Origin of the sequence: Paraburkholderia sp. WS6 (assembly GCF_030464835.1) — a bacterium.
In the GTDB taxonomy this organism is placed as follows: domain Bacteria; phylum Pseudomonadota; class Gammaproteobacteria; order Burkholderiales; family Burkholderiaceae; genus Paraburkholderia; species Paraburkholderia madseniana.
This window is the reverse complement of the sequence record NZ_JALQCK010000022.1, coordinates 37,830-54,499: the sequence shown is the minus strand read 5'-3', so window position 1 is coordinate 54,499 and position 16,670 is coordinate 37,830. Positions and strand designations below refer to the sequence as shown.

Genomic DNA, 16,670 nt, shown 5'->3' with positions numbered 1-16,670 from the left:
ATGCCGGCATGGTTGCATCTGATGGCGCAGTCGCTGTGGCCCCTGCTGTATGCGGGGCTCGTCTTTACCGTGCCGCTCACGCTCGCGTCGTTCGCGATCGGAATCGTGCTCGCGTTTATCGTCGCGCTGGTCCGGCTATTCGGGCCGCGGTGGGCGATCGCGTGCGTACGTTTCTACGTATGGCTGTTTCGCGGCTCGCCGTTACTGGTGCAACTGTTCGTGATTTTCTACGGACTACCGAACGTGGGCATTGTGCTCGATCCGTTGACGGCGGCGATCATTGGCTTTTCGCTGAATGTCGGCGCGTATAACTCGGAAGTGATACGCGGCGTGATCGAGTCGATCCCGAAGGGCCAATGGGAAGCGGCGTACTCGATGGGTATGACGCGTGAGCAGGCGCTGCGTCGCGCGATCTTGCCGCAGGCGGCGCGTGTCGCGCTGCCGCCGCTGTCGAATTCGTTCATCGCGTTGGTGAAGGACACATCGCTTGCTGCGGTGCTGACGGTACCCGAGGTATTTCAGGCAGCGCAGCGGATCGCGTCCGTGACCTATGAACCGTTGATTCTCTACACCGAGGCGGCGCTGGTTTATCTGGTGTTCAGTTCGGTATTGTCGTCGGCGCAAGTCCGGCTCGAGCGCAAGTTCGGCCGTCACGCACTTTTCCATGCGGGCAACTGATGATTCGACTGGAAAAAATCGACAAGTACTTCGGCGACAATCGGGTGTTGAACTCGGTGGATCTACAACTCGCCTCGGGCAACGTCACCGCGCTGATTGGCCCATCCGGCAGCGGCAAGAGTACGCTGCTTCGCTGCGTGAACCTGCTGGAAATCCCGGAAGCTGGATCACTTCAAGTTGGCGACCAGCGCCTCGAATTCAGCCGCGACCACAAGCCGCCGCGTGAGGAGGTGCTGACGATCCGCCGCCGCACCGGCATGGTATTCCAGAACTTCCAGTTGTTTCCGCACTTGACGGTACGACAGAACGTCATGGAGGGCCTGCTGACCGTCCTGAAGTGGGACAAGGAAAAAGCGCGCGTACGTGCGGACGAATTGCTGGAGAAAGTCGGCATCGCACAAAAAGCGGACGCATGGCCCTCGACACTTTCCGGCGGCCAGCAGCAACGCGTGGCAATAGCGCGGGCGTTAGCCCCATCGCCGGAAGTATTGTTGTGCGACGAACCCACCTCGGCCCTCGATCCCGGACTGGCCGCGGAGGTAGTAGACGTACTCAAGCAGCTCGCCACGGAAGGCATGACGATGTTGATGGCGACGCACGATTTGCGTCTAGCCGCGACGATCGCGCGAGACGTGGTATTTCTGAACAACGGCGTAGTGATCGAGGCGGGCCCATCACGGGACATTTTCATGAATCCGAGCCAACCGGAAACAGAGCGCTTCGTATCGACGCTGACGCACAGCTTGCCGGACGCATGGACAGAGCGGGGCTAACCGGAGGGAGGGGAGGGCGGGAGCAAAAAGCCAGTGTATCGATCTCCAGCGGCGTAGAGAAAAAAGAGGGGCGCCGAAGCGCCCCTCAAGAAAAATGTACAACAGTCCCAAACCTTGACCACTGGTTTTCTAGCAGACTCTTCCGACGAGCACACAGTGCGAGTCGGGAAGTATGACTCCCTTGTCACTAGCGTATGCACGGGCACAAACACAGATTCCAGATGCACCACTACCCGTTGCAAACCACGGTGCCCACTTAGCAGTAGCGGTTTGAGCCGCTTTCTTTTGCCTACTTTTCTTTGCGGCATGCAAAGAAAAGTAGGTGCCGCCCCGCACAGGGGCAACGCTAATAGACCACTTACAATTCAAGGAAAGGCACCAACCTCAAACCGCCACACGCTCCGCGTCATCCCTAAGCGCGACCTCAAAAAACCGCTCCTGCGCAGCGGAACTAGCGCGTTCATAGGCCCGATTAACCCCACTAATAACAGCCCGAATAGAAGCAGTCACCAGATTGGCATCAATCCCAACCCCAAACGCGCTCCCAGCCACATCAGCCCCAGCCATTTCAGCGACAGCAACAGCCCGCGCATCAGCGCCTTGAGTCAGAGCCCGCTCCTCATAGTGCTGAATCCGCACCGGCACCCCAATAGCATGCATCAACGCATCAAGCGGCCCATTCCCTTCACCGCTCAACACGCGCCGCGAGCCATTAATATCGACAGTGAGCTTGATATGCTCCCGATCGCCACGCTCCGACAGACTATGCCCAACATAACGAATCGGCTCAGCACTATGCACATACTCCTGCTGAAACAATTCCCAGATCTGCGAGGGCGTCACTTCCTGCCCGCTATCATCCGTATAGCGCTGCACGGCCGAGCTGAAATCAACCTGCAAGCGCCGCGGCAACACAACCCCATAACCCTGCTCGAGCAAATAAGCAATTCCACCCTTGCCTGACTGGCTATTCACCCGAATCACCGAATCATAGGTGCGTCCAAGATCGCTAGGATCGATCGGCATATAAGGCACTTCCCAGACTGCGTCCGGTTTCTGCACGGCAAAACCCTTCTTGATCGCATCCTGATGGGAGCCGGAGAACGCGGTAAACACCAGATCGCCGACATACGGATGGCGCGGATGCACCGGCAACTGCGTGCATTCCTCAGCAGTCCGTGCGACTTCATTGATATTCGAAAAATCGAGCTCGGGATCGACACCCTGCGTGTACAGATTCAACGCGAGCGTCACCAGATCGACATTGCCGGTACGTTCGCCATTGCCGAACAAACACCCTTCGACACGATCCGCTCCCGCCATCACCGCCAGTTCCGCGGCAGCCACGGCCGTGCCCCGATCGTTATGCGGATGCACGGAAACGATCAACGAATCGCGACGCGCGAGATTGCGATGCATCCATTCGATCTGGTCCGCGTAGACGTTCGGCGTAGCCATTTCGACGGTAGCGGGCAGGTTGACGATCGCCTTATGCTCGGGCGTCGGTTGCCAGATGTCGAACACGGCGTCGCATACTTCCTTGGCGAATTCGAGCTCGGTGCCGCTGAACACTTCCGGGCTGTATTGCAGCGTGAAGTGCGTTTCCGGCGTGGCGTCGGCGAGACGCTTCATCGTGCGCGCGGCGTTTTGCGCGAGTTCTTTCACGCCGCTCTTTTCGAGGCCGAACACGATGCGGCGGAATTCCGGCGCGGTGGCGTTGTACAGGTGGACGATAGCGCGCGGCACGCCACGCAAGGATTCGAAAGTGCGTTCGATCAGGTCGTCGCGAGCTTGCGTCAACACTTCGATGGTGACGTCGTCGGGGATATGGCCGCCTTCGATCAACTCACGCACGAAATTGAAGTCGGTCTGCGAGGCAGACGGGAATGCGACTTCAATTTCCTTGAAGCCGATCTGCACCAGCGTCTTGAACATGCGCATCTTGCGTTGCGCGTTCATCGGCTCGAACAGCGCCTGGTTGCCGTCGCGCAGATCGGTACTCATCCAGATCGGCGCACGCGTGATGACGCGCGACGGCCACTGTCGGTCGGTCAAATTGATGGGCTTGAACGAGTGGTACTTGGTAGCAGGGTTCTTCAACATTTTCATCATCCTTGGGATCGATCAACCTGAGTTGTCGACCGGACGACGAAAAGACAAAGCATGGCCGCCGGTCGGAAACCGGGGCTGGGTCAGTTACTGGGGAATTGAGCGGTGCTTCGGGTGTATCAGATGGAAGCGCGCAGCAGCAGACCTAGCCCGGTAGAGCGGGCTAGTAGTAGCGATAGGATGGTCTGGGCGCGGTACATGGTGCGCAATAGGAACATATTATTGGGATCGCGTCAAGCGCCGGTGCGGTGAGGCGCACGCCGGCCGGAAGCGCCTATCCCGACCGGCGCGCGCTGAAAGCCAGGCCGGTCATGCGTGTCACCTGGGTTTCACGAAGCGCAAGGTCATGCGATCCGATTCGCCGATCGCGGCGTACTTCGCCCGGTCGACGTCGTGGCCTTCATACGTGGGCGGCAGCGACCACACACCGTGTGGGTAGTTTTTCGTGTCGCGCGGGTTGTTGTTCACCACGCTTTGGGCCGCCAATTCGAAACCTGCCGCTCGCGCATGTTCGATGACATAGGCTTCGGTGACATAGCCGCTGTCGATGGTCTGTTGCAGTGAAGTGCCCGGCGCCGCGCGATGTTCCTCGACCCCGAGGATGCCGCCCGGCTTGAGTGCCGTGTAAAAGGCGCGCAGATTGGCGTCGATCTGGCCGTCCTTGATCCAGTTGTGGATATTGCGGAAGGTCAGCACCTGGTCAACGCTGCCGTCGGCCGGAAAGCCGCTGAACTGACCTGCTCGCAGCGTACCGACCACGACATTGCCGTAAATAGCCGGTGTGGCCGACAGCTTGCGCGCGAATGACGCCCGGCCAGCCTGCTCTTCTGCCAACGACGCAGCGTCCGGGCTGTCGTATTGCGCCTCGTACAGCTTGCCGTGGTCGTGCAGATAGGGCGCGAGTATCTCCGTGTACCAGCCGCCACCGGGCGCGATCTCCAGCACGGTTTGCGACGACGCCACGCCGAAGAACTGCAGCGTTTCCTTCGGATGACGGTAGACGTCGCGTGCCCGGTTCTTGTCGCTACGCTGCGGCCCCGAAATGGCGGCATCGAGCGAGGCGGAATCAGTCGCGGAGAAAGAGGTCGATGCCGTCGGAGCAGCGCAGGCGGCCATGAGCAGCGCCGCGCTCAGTGCCACGAGCGCGGAACGCAGCGCGCGGGCTTGGGGGATGGGGTGGGTGTTCATGGTAGCCATTATCGGGCGCGATGCGCCTGGAAAGAAATCGCCAATCGGCATAACGATATGCGCTTGCGGTATTTGCTGTGATCCCGTGTCCCCATGGCTTCGGTCAGCGCACGGGGCGCGCCAGTTCGGCATTTTGCGGTGGGCGGGCAGATTTTGCCGAATCCGAAAGACGAGGTAGCGCGTATAAATGATGTGATCAGCGTCTGGGGCGCCTGGACTGGAATCGCGGACATGATCGCCTTTCATTTCACTTTGCACTTTGCCGGAGGTCGGTATGAAACGAACATCGGGGACGTCGAGGGTAGCGGGGGTTCTGCTGTGCGCGGTCGCTTGCGGCGTCGCCGCGCAGGCTGGCGCACAGGGCCTGAGCGTTCAGGACGATATCAACGCGCCGCAAAACAGTACGCGCGTGATGCCGAACGCGGCGCGCGGCAGCGAATATCCGACGCACGGCAACCAGCAGGCGGGCGAGTTGAATCTGAATCCGACCGATCCGCGCGCGCAACTGGTCAATGGGTTGCCGAACAACACCCAATCAGGTGGCTACGGTTCGCCGCTCGCCGGCGTGCGCACCTACGTGCAGCCGCAAATGCCGTCGAACTGAGCGTTCGCGCGGGCGACAGTCGGTCGTGCTGCATCGCGCGCTGGCAGCAGCGCATCCCGGCGCGGACCGTAGTGTTTCTGTTTTGGGCTCGGATTCAGGCTCAGGCTCAGGCTCAGGCTCAGGCTCAGGCTCAGGCTCAGGCTCAGGCTCAGGCTCANTCAGGCGTGACCACCTCACTGCCCGGCGACTGGATCGCCGGCTGCAGGTCCGCCTCAGATACCGAACACGATCCGCAAGGTATCGTTCTGCACGATCACCGAGACGCCAATTACCAGCAGGATCAGCGGCAGCAACGCGGTACCGTAGCGCCGGATCGGCGCGCCCAGCAACGGATGCGCCACCAGCCACACGGCGCCTGCGCACCAGAGACCGATCATGGCGACGAACACCAACGAGATGAACATGCCCTCACTATGCGAATGACTCGCGTACAAAGGCACGTAGACCGCGAGATTGTCGGAGCCGTTGGCGACCGCGACGCACGCGACTGTCCACCATGACGAGCCTGCGCCGGCCGTAGCCGGCGCGGCTGGTGAACGCGTGCACGCCGTGGCCCGCGCCTCTTGCACCTGATCCGCGTTGCCGGGGCGCAAGCGCGCCCATGCTTTGCTCAGCCCCACGCCTATCGGCAAGATACCGAGCAGACCGACATAGCCGGCAGGTAATCGCGTCAACAGGGCGGCGAGCAGAATCGAGCCTGCGATCAAGGTCAGCGAACCGGCAAACTGCCCGGCGATCACGCGCCGACGCTGGCCGCCCGTTTCCGCAAGGAAGGCGAGCAGCACGAAAAGGTTGTCGATATTGGTGGCGGCGTAAGCCGCGACGGCGATTAGGGCAAGGCTGAACATGCGGGAAAGCCGGTCAATGCGCAGTGGGAAAACGGATCCGCGCCCATGAAGCGGGTACGGATGAAGAGGCTGCGGCGCGCCGCAGGCATGGCGGCCGGTCAACACGATGCCGATACGAAGCGTCGCGGTCAAGCTGTCTCGTTGTCTTGTGCGATGTGTGGTTTGGCACGTCCTTGCGCGGTGTCGCGTCACTGTCTCTGTGCTTATCCCTGTGCCGTCCCCGTGGGCGGCGGCGGTGCCGATCCCCCAGCCCGTAAGCTACAATTGCCGACGGCTTGCAAAACGGAACATCAATGAAGATTCGGATTCTCTCTATCGCCTGCGTCACGACCGCTGCCGCGCTGCTGGCGGCCTGCACGGCCGTCTACAAGAACTCGGATGCATGCGAGCAGTTGATGCGAAGCAAGCTGGCTGAAACATCGTCGCCGGATACGCTGAAGATCGCTCATACGGGCGCCGGTATCGACGGCTCGCGGGTGGTCGTCGAAGGATCGATCGAGCATGTGATGACGGCCTCGGAGGTTGCGGCCGCCTCGGCGGCCTCAGCGGCTTCCGCCGCGAAACTGGCGAATGCGCCTCAGCCGGCCTCGGGCGTGCGCGCGGCGTCCGCGGCGTCCGTGGCGCAGGGGGCTTCCTCGGCTTCGGCCGCTGCGGCTGCTTCCGGCGTGACGGCTGGAGCGGCTTCAGGTGCAATGGCCGCTTCGGCGAGCTTCGCTGCCTCCGGCGGCGACGCAGCTTCGCTCAAATCGACCAAGCCGAAGAAGATCAATACGGCCGCGGCCGCCGAGTGCACATTCCACGGCTCCGCGCTGAGCGTATTTAGCTGGTTGGCGCCGGCAAAGCTCGCCACGCCGGCCCCTGCTGCTGCGAGCGAAGTCGCCGAGTAAAGCCTTGCTCGAAACGGGCGCAGCCAGCTTTGACTAGCGCCCGCTCAACCGCAAACCGCAAACCGCAAACCGCGAATCTTAACCCTCAAGCCGCCCCATTCGCGAGGCGGCTTTTGTCCTCGCGCATCAGTTTCAGCACGCTTTCGCCGAAGGCCTGCGGCCGCCCCTCGAAGCAGCGCTGCACCGCCTGCGTATCGATCAGGCGTTGGCGCAGCGCCGCGCGCTCGTCGTGCTGGTCGATCATGCGCACGGCCGCAGCGACATACGTCTCGACGCTGTCCGTGGTGGTCCACGAGGGCATGCCCACGCGCTCGAACAGCGCGCCGTCGATCCGCTCGAACACTTCCGGCCCGCGTTTGCATACACCTGGCAAGCCGAGCGTCAATGCATCGACGATACCGTTGGTGTTGCCGAACGGAAACGGACTGAGGAACAGGTCGGCCTGGTTGACGCGCGTCAGATACGCGGCGTAGTCGTGAAAGTCGTGCACGATGGCGCCCGGCACCGCGCGCGCGATGACGTCGCGCAGACGGTCGAACGGCAGACCCGACGGCACACCGGTCATGAAGTGAAACTCAACGGGTGTCGCAGCACGCGCGCCGATCTCGCGGCACGCGTCGAGAAAGCCGGGATTGAGTTTCATCGCGCTGGCGGTGATGACGATCTGCAGCGCCTCGCGCTGTGACGGAATCTGCGCGACGATGTCCGGCAACGCGACGGACGGGCGGTACGGTTGACCGTCTTTCGGCAGCTTCATCAGGCGTTCGCTGAAGCAGGCCGGGTCGCCGACATAATCTTCCTCGACGCTGATGTAGTCGATCTTGTCTGAATGCGTGGTAGCGGGATGGCCGAGCGCCGCGATCTGCAACGGCGCGATGCGTAGGTTGGACATGAACACCGTTAGCACGAACATGCCGACGCTCGGCATGTACAACACGTCCGGCTGCTCGGCCTCGGCGAAGTCGCGAATCGTCTTCAGGCACTCGCCGATGTAGTCGGGCTGTTCCAGTTCGATAAAGCGGTCGAAGACGTCCCGCCCCACGTCGTCGAGCGCGTAGCCGAAGCCGAAGCCCACCACCTCGAAATGTTCGCGTGCGGCTTCGAGCGTACGCGAGTGCGTGCGGTAGATCGAATGGGCGCCGCTGAACCATTCCAGCACCACCACCATCAGCGGCTTCTTGCCGCGCTGCGTTTTGCCTCTGGCACGCTTGGGTTTCGATGCGGACAAGTCAGTCAGGCCGAGTTGTTCCAGCTTGCGACGCACCAGCACGTTGATGTCCTGCTTGATCGCGTGCCGCCGCGGCGTATCGGCATAGCTGCAGAACATATAGGCGTTGTGCAGCACGGCCGATGGCAGATCGTCGAGATCGCCGATGAGCTGCAGCTTGCCGGGCAGCCACTCCAGCAGCGCCTCGCGTTTGAGATGCGCGCCTGGCGAGCCCTTGAAGACTGGTGCCAGCAAAGCGAGGGCGAGACAGGCCGCGATGGTTTTGTCGTACGCCCAGAGCGCGGCGAAGTCGAGTTCCAGTTCGGACTCGGTCGAATAGAGCACGCATAGCTTCTCGATGAAGCTGTCTCCCGGCAGAAACTGTGCGTCCGCCGCGCCGCGAGGATTCAGATGACGGATGACATGGTCCGCATTGCCAAACGCCGTGGCCGAGAACAGCGTGCCGATCCATTCATGCAGCGTGAAAAACAATCTGAGGCACGCGGTGGGCGGCCGGAAATCCGGGTCGGCGAACAACGTAGACGCCGCGCTTGTCAGACGCGTGCAGAAACGCTGGCGTTGCTCATTGGGAGACAGGTCGATCATGCCCGAGGCTTTGAAGCTCGCGTTCAATTCGCCGCGCGTTTGTTGAAGGAGTGCGAGTGCCGCGATGAGCTGAAGCGAGGCTTGCGTATGCTGCCGCGTGTAGACGAGTTGCTCGAAATCGTCGAGCGAAAAGGTGACTTCCATCGTTTCACTATTATTAGATTATGCAGAGCTAACGATATCGAGATCACGTTAGCCGGAAACGACGATTATTGCAGTCAGGGCATATCAAATAAGCGGGGGATGAGAATTTGGGAATTTTCCGCGCGGAGAAATCCGAGCGGACTGTAGGATTTTTCTGTTTGAGGCGGGAGTTTGGCGCTCGATACGCGAGGTCTGCTCGGGCACTCAATCGAACCCGCCCAACGCGGCTGTCTGCGCAAGGCGGGCCCCGACATCGAGCACTCAGAACGCGTAATACGGACCTGGCCCGGCCGACGTCACGCTCGATGCAATCGCCGTGTAGACGCGTCGGCCGAAGAAGAAGGGCAGGCCCCAGCCGAAGCTGTTGCTGGCAATGCCGGCCAGGTTGTCGAAGGCGTTGTTCGACGAGCCAAACAGTGCGCTCGAATTACCGATCGAAAACGACACCGTGCTCGACACGCCATCCGTGCCAGAGATCGAGGCGCTTGCTGTTTGCGTGGAACTCGGGCAGTACCAATAACCGCATCGGGGTAATTGGCTATTGTTGAAGAACAGGCCGTTCGAGCCACTGTCGAGGTAGCTCTGCCCATAAGTCTGGCCGGCGCTGGTAGTGCGCACATAGCCCGTCTGCGTGTTGGTCCTGAAGACGGTTGCGCCGCCCAGTGTGTTATTCGCCTGAGTGCCGATGCCGAATATCAAGGAGCCTGACACGCTGGGCGCGCCCGCGTCGGCGATTGCCGGCAGGTCGATCACCATACCGTTGTTGTCGAGGGCGAAGCGGCTGACTGGATTGGTCACCTGCAGGGCGAGCGCTTGCGTGCCCGCGAGGCAGGCGCCGCTGGCGTCGCAGTTGTAATACCAGCGTGGCAGCGCCGAATTGACGCAGCCACTGCCGCAATCGGCCGAGAACAGGCCGACGCCGAGAATGCCGTTGGCGCGCAGGCTCGCGACGGTCAGCATCGCGGGTCCGGAGCCGGCACAGTCGGTGGGCACGTTGGGCAGGGTGGGGTCAGCGATCAACTGGATCGGAATTGAGGCGGCCAGTTGGCCGGCCATGTGTACGTCCGCGCTGCGGACCGCGCCCCACGCATAGCCGCCGCCGAATACCGCGCACTCGCCCGTGACGCCGCTGCCTGAGGCCACGGCAGCAAGCGGAAGGCCGGCCGGCAGCGCCGAGGCGAGAATCCGCAAGCCCTGCGAGCCGGTGTCGACCTGAATATTGTTGATCGTCGCGCAGTTGCTGGTGCCGGGCTGGCAGACGGTGACGCTAGTGGTCAGCATGTTGCGCGTCAGGCCAGGCGCAGCGCTAACGGTGATCGGCTGGACATTCGGCGTGCTCGACTGCGGCACGGAGTTCGTCACGCTGGCGCCAGCGGGTCCGGACGGCGCGCTCGCGGCGTTCGGACTGCTGGCCGGGCTCGTCGAGCCCGCCTGGGTGGAGGCAGCCGGCGTACTGCTTCCACCGCCGCCACCGCAACCAGCGAGCACGGCGCAAGTCAGGAACAGGGCGCGGAGATGAGAAGAGGTCTTCATGGCGTGTTGACGGTAGTTTTTCTGGGCGGTTTATTGCTGGCCTGCCCGCGTCAGCGGAGGTCAGCGGAGGTCGTCGGAGGTGACGCCGGCGGGCAGCGCCGCCGGCAGCCACGCGCGTCCGACATAGCCGCGCATCGGACCACCCGATTCCACGATCACATCTGGCCTGACAACCCGCGAGGCGTGCAGATTGCCGTCTGGCGCCGACGCGGCAGCGCCCGCCCTGTAGGAGTCGGCGTACTTTCCCAGCAGCGCGCGCAGATCCGGCATGGTCGGGCCTTGCCACGTGTAAGCGATGATCTGGCCGGTATTCGTCGCGTACTCGTTGAGGGTCGTATTGCCTGCGTCGGTCAGCGTGCGCAGGCGTAAGGCGCCGTTCAGCAGGGTTTGGGCCGCCGCGGCCGTCGAATTCGCCTGGCTGGGCATCGTGCCGCCCAATTCGGCATGCGCGTCGGCACTGGCACACAGCAGGGCGGCCACCATTGCCGGGACGGCGAAGGCTGGTAAGAAAGAGGCATTTGGCATGGCAACCTGTCTCGCAGTTGGGGCGCTCAAGTTTTATTGATATGTCCAATTCAAGATAACACTCAGGTTTCCTGATCGTTGTCATGAGGGGCTCGCGGCGCTTCAGCCAATCTCGAAAATAGCGTGTGGCGGGGATGGAAAGTGTCTTTTAAAACAATGATCTGACAAGAAGCTGGGTCATGCCCTACAGGCGTTTGAGAAGTGTTGTGAACTGTTAAATTTGCCGCTGATGGACATGGTCGCCGCCGTGAAGCGGGGCGTTTTTCTGCGAATGGAGGGGCGCGCTTCGCAGCGATTCATCGGTATCCAGACGCTTCGACGCAACCCGGGATTTGCCGTCTGCGCTCTGCTCAATTCACGGGCAAACCCGGGTTTTTGCACATGACTCGCCGGGATCGGTAAAATGTTGGGTTGATCCACGGAAACTTGCCGTGGCGTAGCGGAAGGATTCCCCGAACATGACTGATCTTCGTCTTACCAAGCGGTTTGCAGTAATGCTGATGGCAGGCGGTCTGGTCGCCGGCTGCGGCACCTCGTCGCCGACCAAAATCGACTACAAAAGCGACTCGAAATCGAAGCAAGTGTCACTTGCCGTACCGCCGAACATGATCGATGAGACGTCCGATCAGCGTTCGTTGCCCCCGCAAGGCGGCCAAACCTCGCTGTCCACGCTCCAGCAGGTCCAGGCGCAAGCACCGGCCGCCAACACCCTGACGGTGGTGCCGCAGGTGAACGGCATGCACATCCAGCGCGACGGCACGGAAAGCTGGCTTGTGATCGACAACAAGGCGCCCGACCAGGCCTGGGCGCCAATCCGCCGTTTCTGGCAGGAACAGGGCTTCCTGCTGGTGGTCGACCAGCGCGACAAGGGTGTGATGGAAACGGACTGGAACGAAACGCACGCTTCGATCAACGAGGGGCTGATCCGCGATACGTTGTCCAAGGCAATGGGCAACAGCTATGTGAGTTCTGAGCGCAACAAGTACCGCACGCGTCTCGAAACGGCGCCGAACGGCGGTACCTATGTGTTCATCAGCCAGAAGGGCATGCGCGAGGCGATCAGCGGCACGAACAACGAGTCGACCAAGTGGGAAGCCAAGCCGAACGATCCGGGCCTCGAACAGGAATATCTGAAGCGCTTGATGGCAGCGCTGGCGCTGGCCGATTCGCGCAACACGCAAAGCGCCGACCTCTCGCCGGCGGGGGCGCAAACTGCGCCGAACGCGGCTACGGCGGGTGCGAAATCGGCGGCTGCGGCCACGGCGGCGCGAAACGTGGCGTTGTCGGCGCAACAGCCCATGCCGGATGACGCGGCGAACACCACGGCGGCACAGTTCTCGTCCACCGAGCTGACGCTGAGCGAGCCGTATGACCGTGCATGGCTGCGCGTGGGCCTCGCGCTCGATCGCAGCAACTTCACGGTCGACGATCGCGATGCGAGCCGCGGTCTGTACTTCGTGCGCTACGTCGATCCGAAAGATCTGACATCGGCAGAGCAGGGCTTCTGGAGTCAGGTGTTCCACGGCAAGAAGGAAAAGGTCGCCAAGCAGTATCTCGTGAACGTGCGCGCGGTGACGCCTGACCAGACCCGCGTTGCGGTGGTCGACGACAAGGGGGCTATCGATCAGAGCTCGCAGGCCAAGCAGATCATGGGTCTGATGGTCGACCAGTTGCACTGAACGAAGGTGTAGCAAGCAGCGAACGCTGTCTGAAAACCCGCCCGGAAGGCAATTCCGGGCGGGTTTTTTTATGCCCGCAATTTATCGCCGGCGCAGTGAGGCGTAGACCGCTATCGCGGCGCGCACGTGTTTTGCTTTCCGTCTGAAACACCGGTATGAACCGGCGACGCTTAACGGGGAGATGGCCATGTTCGACGTGATTCCTTACTGGATGTGGGCGGCGAGCTTGCTCGTCCTGGCGCTTGTCTGCGGCGCGGCCCTGGAGCGGCGCGAGACGCAGCGGCCAACGGGCTTGCGGGTCCGGCATACGGCCACGCAACGCACGAAATGGCCGGTGCGGTGATGGTCGACTCGCTTCAAACGCATGAAGCGAGTTCGCGCGGCCGCCCCTGTGCGGCCGCATGTAACGTGACGTTACCCCGGTGACGTAACTCGCGAAGCCCCTTCCGCAGACCCTGTCAATATCCTTTCTTCGCAAAATAATGTAATAAAAATCAATGATTTGCGAACAATTTCTTGTAAATCGCTATAACTGGCACGCAAGCTGCTTTTAAAGACTCATGGGGCCGGATTCGTAACATCCGACGTGAGTTTGCGGCGAGTGTCCAATCGGCGATTCCCAGACCCTTTCCGCACCGGCGAACGAACCGGTGCTTAGCCCGATGATGGCCTGCGCGCACGGCGCGCGGCCTCGGTGGCCCCGTCGCCTATCCTCGTAGGGCGACGGTTTCGCCCGCACTCCAACGGAGTGCGGGCTATTTTTTTGGGTGCCCGGAATCGGTTGCCAGGCCGCTGACGCGGCGAGCGGTGCAAGACGGGAAGGCCGCGACCTTGAAGGCGTCACGCGAGGCGGTGTTTCTGTGTCGGCGCGGCCCTCAGGCGGCGGGAAGCGGACTGCGCCGAACGTATCGTGCGAGGCGGCGTTCAGGTGTCGGCGCGACGCGGCCCGACCCACGGCAGACGTTTGACCACGCCGGTGGCAAGCGCGGTGCCGACGAGAATCACGCCGCAGCCTTCCAGCATGCCCGGCGACACAGTTTCGCCGAGAAACAGGGCACCCCACAGAATGCCGAAGATCGGAATCACGAAGGTCACCGTAATCGCGCGTGCCGGCCCGGCCACCGCGATCAGATGGAAGAACAGCATGTACGCGACGCCGGTACACGCGATGCCTAGCGCGATGACCGCGCCCCACGCGTGCAGCGAGATCGGCGCGGCAGGCCAGTAGATCACGGCGAGCGGCAGCAGCACGATGGTGGCGCCGGTCATCGTGCCGGTCGCGACGGTCAATGCGTCGACGCCGGTCAGGTGGCGCTTCGTGTAATTGGCGGCGATGCCGTAAAGCAGCGTGGCGCCGAGCGCGGCGGCGGCCGCGAGCGCGGTGCTCATCGGCGTGGCGGCCGAGCCGTTCGGTGCGGCGATCTGATCCCACACCAGCATCAGGACGCCGAGAAAGCCGATCACGAGACCGAGCGTGCGCAGCGCGCTCAGGCGGTCGCGCAGCCACAGGAAGCCGACGAGCGCGCCCCACAGCGGGGTGGTCGCATTGATCACGGACGTTACGCCCGCCGACAGCGTCAACTCGGCATACGCGAACAGGCAGAACGGCGCCGCCGAATTCAGGATACCGACCACCAGCAATGGAAACGCGCGCGTGCGCAGGATCTTCGCGGACTCGCGCAGCGGCCGCCGCGCAATCAGGACGACGGCCAGAAAGGCCGCGCCGATGCCGACGCGCAACGCCATCAGCGGCGCGACGCCGAAGTCGGTCACGCCGACGCGGATAAACAGAAACGAGGCGCCCCACAGGGCGGCCAGGATTAGCAGTTGCAGCAGGTTTTTGGCATTCATTGTCGTGGCGTCGCGCGCGGTTGAGTCGAGACGCCTGTGCATCGTAGCAGCGCGATTGAGCGAAACGTTTCAGGCTGGAATGAAACGGCAAGATTCGGGGATGGAGGACGTCTGGTAGTCGTTATCGTATGCGCGGTCGAGCCGACCGCAAAACGAGCAATTCTCACGCTAATGTGAGAAAAATTGCGATGAGATCGGTGAGGTGAGTTCTCAGGTGTAGGCCCGACGGGGTAGGCGCCTGTGAAGCGTGAATTATATTGCGGCAACGCACCAGTGATACTGGCCCATCACGCAAGCCGCCGCTTCAAGGAATTAGCAGGCGCGTGCCATTACGTCGATGGGCCAGGCGCGTCTCAGTGCGGGATCATCCCCTGCAGGAAGTTCTGCTGCAGCCAGACCAGCACGCCGAGGATCACCGTCAACAGAATCGAATGCTTGAAGGTCTTGGCGAACACGACGCCTTCCTTGCCTTTGAGGTCGGTTGTCGCCACGCCGGTCGAGATGTTTTGCGGCGAGATCATCTTGCCCATCACGCCGCCCGACGAATTGGTCGCGGCCATCAGGATCGGGTTCAGATTCAGTTGATGGGCCGCTACCACCTGCAGGTTGCCGAACAGCGCGTTGCCCGAGGTGTCGCTGCCGGACAGGAATACCGCGACCCAGCCGAGGAACGCCGACACCAGCGGAAAGAACGGTCCGACCGACGCGACGCCGAGCCCGAGCGTGTAGGTGAGGCCCGAGTAGTTCATCAGATAGGCGAGCGCGACGATGGTCGCCACCGTCAGAATGGCGATGCGCGTCTGGACCCACGTGTCGGCAATGGCCTTGCCGAATTCGCTCGCTCCCAGACCCGTCACGAACGTCGTGATGATGGCGGCCACCAGAATCGCCGTGCCGGTCGCGAGCGGCTGGAAGTCCCACACCGCGCCGTACGGCGTGTTGTACAGCGTGATGAACACGGCTTTGTCGAGGCCCGGCCACGGTAGCTTGATGTCGCCGATCAGGAAGATTTTGGCGATGGTCCAGACGATCACCACCGCCGAGACGATGATCCACGGATACCAGCCCTGGCCGCCGCTGATCTTGCCGCGCACCTCGCCCACGCGATCGATGTTGATCGCGAACTTCGGATCGGCGGCGGGCTTCCAGACGCGCAGGAACGCGATGGTGAGAATCAGCGACACCATCGACGACAACACGTCGGTCAGGCTGTAGTTCACGTAGTTCGACGCGACGAACTGTGTCAGCGCGAAGCTCGCACCTGACACCAGCAGGACCGGCCACACCCGTAGCATGTTACGAAAGCCCGCATAGACGCCGATCACATAGAACGGCAGCAGGAAGGCGAAGAATGGCAACTGGCGGCCGACCATCTTGGCGAGCGAATCGGCCGGCAGATGCGTGACCGCTCCCAGCACCGTGATCGGCACGCCGAGCGCGCCGAACGCAACCGGCGCAGTGTTGAAGATCAGCGTGAAGGTGAGCGCTTCGAGCGTGGGAAAACCGAGCAGGATCAACAGCGAGCTGGTGATTGCGACCGGCGTGCCGAAGCCGGAAATCCCTTCGAGCAGTGCGCCGAACGAAAAGCCGATCACCACCAGCACGACGCGGCGGTCATTCGGCAGGTTATCGATCATCCACATGCGGAAGGCGGCGAAGCGGCCCGAGCGCTGCGAGATGTTGTAGAGCAGGATCGCGGTGAACACGATCCACATCACCGGCCAGCAGGCGAACACCGCACCGTTGGCGACCGAAGCGGCCGCGAGTCCAATCGGGAACTGCCAGACGAAAATCGCCACGATCAGCCCGACGATCAAGCCCGCGAGCGACGCCTGCCAGGCCGGCCGGCGGGCCCAGCCGAGCAACAGCAACACGACGATGATCGGCAAGGCCGCGACGAGGAACGAGAGCGGTAGCGAATTGCCGACGGGTGTGAGTAGTTGGTGAAACATCACGTCTCCTTCTTTGTTGTTCGATTCGACGCGGGACTACGCACTACGGGGCGCGTCGTTCGGGCAGGACGGATGGGCGCCGGCGG

At 62.2% G+C, this 16,670-nt stretch carries 14 protein-coding genes; 6 read left to right on the top strand and 8 right to left on the bottom strand.

Annotation, left to right across the window (positions count from 1 at the left end):
- Together M0D64_RS24785 and M0D64_RS24780 are read left to right on the top strand one after the other, a co-directional pair.
- Entirely contained in the window at positions 1–678 is a 678-nt protein-coding gene (locus M0D64_RS24785) for an amino acid ABC transporter permease (protein ID WP_154559079.1), read from the top strand.
- On the top strand, positions 678–1,451 hold the full coding sequence (locus tag M0D64_RS24780; RefSeq protein WP_266259625.1) for an amino acid ABC transporter ATP-binding protein: 774 nt from the start codon (positions 678–680) through the stop codon (positions 1,449–1,451). Before M0D64_RS24785 ends, M0D64_RS24780 begins: the two co-directional genes overlap by 1 nt.
- A gap of 384 nt (positions 1,452–1,835) precedes the next feature.
- Here M0D64_RS24780 and leuA read toward each other — a convergent pair whose 3' ends face one another.
- Both leuA and M0D64_RS24770 read right to left on the bottom strand, forming a co-directional pair.
- Positions 1,836–3,554: a 2-isopropylmalate synthase gene (gene leuA, locus M0D64_RS24775; RefSeq protein ID WP_266259624.1), complete on the bottom strand. Its 1,719-nt coding sequence runs from the start codon at positions 3,552–3,554 to the stop codon at positions 1,836–1,838.
- Between the two features lie 324 nt (positions 3,555–3,878).
- Positions 3,879–4,757 carry a class I SAM-dependent methyltransferase gene (locus M0D64_RS24770; protein WP_266259622.1) on the bottom strand — a complete coding sequence of 293 codons (879 nt, stop codon included), beginning with the start codon at positions 4,755–4,757 and terminating at the stop codon, positions 3,879–3,881.
- A 265-nt stretch (positions 4,758–5,022) separates the two neighbouring features.
- On the opposite strand from M0D64_RS24770, the gene M0D64_RS24765 reads away from it, so the two are divergent.
- Positions 5,023–5,352 carry a hypothetical protein gene (locus M0D64_RS24765; RefSeq protein ID WP_154559083.1) on the top strand — a complete coding sequence of 110 codons (330 nt, stop codon included), beginning with the start codon at positions 5,023–5,025 and terminating at the stop codon, positions 5,350–5,352.
- 212 nt (positions 5,353–5,564) lie between these two features.
- On the opposite strand, the gene M0D64_RS24760 is transcribed toward M0D64_RS24765, so the two are convergent.
- Positions 5,565–6,332 carry a cadmium resistance transporter gene (locus tag M0D64_RS24760; protein ID WP_266259621.1) on the bottom strand — a complete coding sequence of 256 codons (768 nt, stop codon included), beginning with the start codon at positions 6,330–6,332 and terminating at the stop codon, positions 5,565–5,567.
- Positions 6,333–6,493: 161 nt separating this feature from the next.
- On the opposite strand from M0D64_RS24760, the gene M0D64_RS24755 reads away from it, so the two are divergent.
- On the top strand, positions 6,494–7,087 hold the full coding sequence (locus M0D64_RS24755) for a hypothetical protein (RefSeq protein WP_266259620.1): 594 nt from the start codon (positions 6,494–6,496) through the stop codon (positions 7,085–7,087).
- Between the two features lie 85 nt (positions 7,088–7,172).
- Here the strand turns inward: M0D64_RS24755 and M0D64_RS24750 are convergent, their stop codons facing one another.
- The 3 genes from M0D64_RS24750 to M0D64_RS24740 form a co-directional block, all read right to left on the bottom strand.
- Positions 7,173–9,044, bottom strand: a complete 1,872-nt coding sequence (locus tag M0D64_RS24750) for a glycosyl transferase family 1 (protein ID WP_266259619.1) — start codon at positions 9,042–9,044, stop codon at positions 7,173–7,175.
- A gap of 261 nt (positions 9,045–9,305) precedes the next feature.
- Positions 9,306–10,577 (bottom strand): DUF3443 domain-containing protein, encoded by a 1,272-nt coding sequence (locus tag M0D64_RS24745; protein WP_266259618.1) that lies wholly within the window; start codon positions 10,575–10,577, stop codon positions 9,306–9,308.
- A 60-nt stretch (positions 10,578–10,637) separates the two neighbouring features.
- Positions 10,638–11,102: a DUF2844 domain-containing protein gene (locus tag M0D64_RS24740; RefSeq protein WP_154559087.1), complete on the bottom strand. Its 465-nt coding sequence runs from the start codon at positions 11,100–11,102 to the stop codon at positions 10,638–10,640.
- Positions 11,103–11,560: 458 nt separating this feature from the next.
- On the opposite strand from M0D64_RS24740, the gene bamC reads away from it, so the two are divergent.
- On the top strand, positions 11,561–12,781 hold the full coding sequence (gene bamC, locus M0D64_RS24735) for an outer membrane protein assembly factor BamC (protein WP_266259617.1): 1,221 nt from the start codon (positions 11,561–11,563) through the stop codon (positions 12,779–12,781).
- A 187-nt stretch (positions 12,782–12,968) separates the two neighbouring features.
- Entirely contained in the window at positions 12,969–13,124 is a 156-nt protein-coding gene (locus tag M0D64_RS24730) for a hypothetical protein (protein WP_166618156.1), read from the top strand.
- A gap of 581 nt (positions 13,125–13,705) precedes the next feature.
- On the opposite strand, the gene M0D64_RS24725 is transcribed toward M0D64_RS24730, so the two are convergent.
- Entirely contained in the window at positions 13,706–14,632 is a 927-nt protein-coding gene (locus M0D64_RS24725) for a DMT family transporter (protein WP_171927840.1), read from the bottom strand.
- 353 nt (positions 14,633–14,985) lie between these two features.
- Entirely contained in the window at positions 14,986–16,584 is a 1,599-nt protein-coding gene (locus M0D64_RS24720) for an L-lactate permease (protein WP_266259616.1), read from the bottom strand.
- Positions 16,585–16,670: the final 86 nt, after the last annotated feature.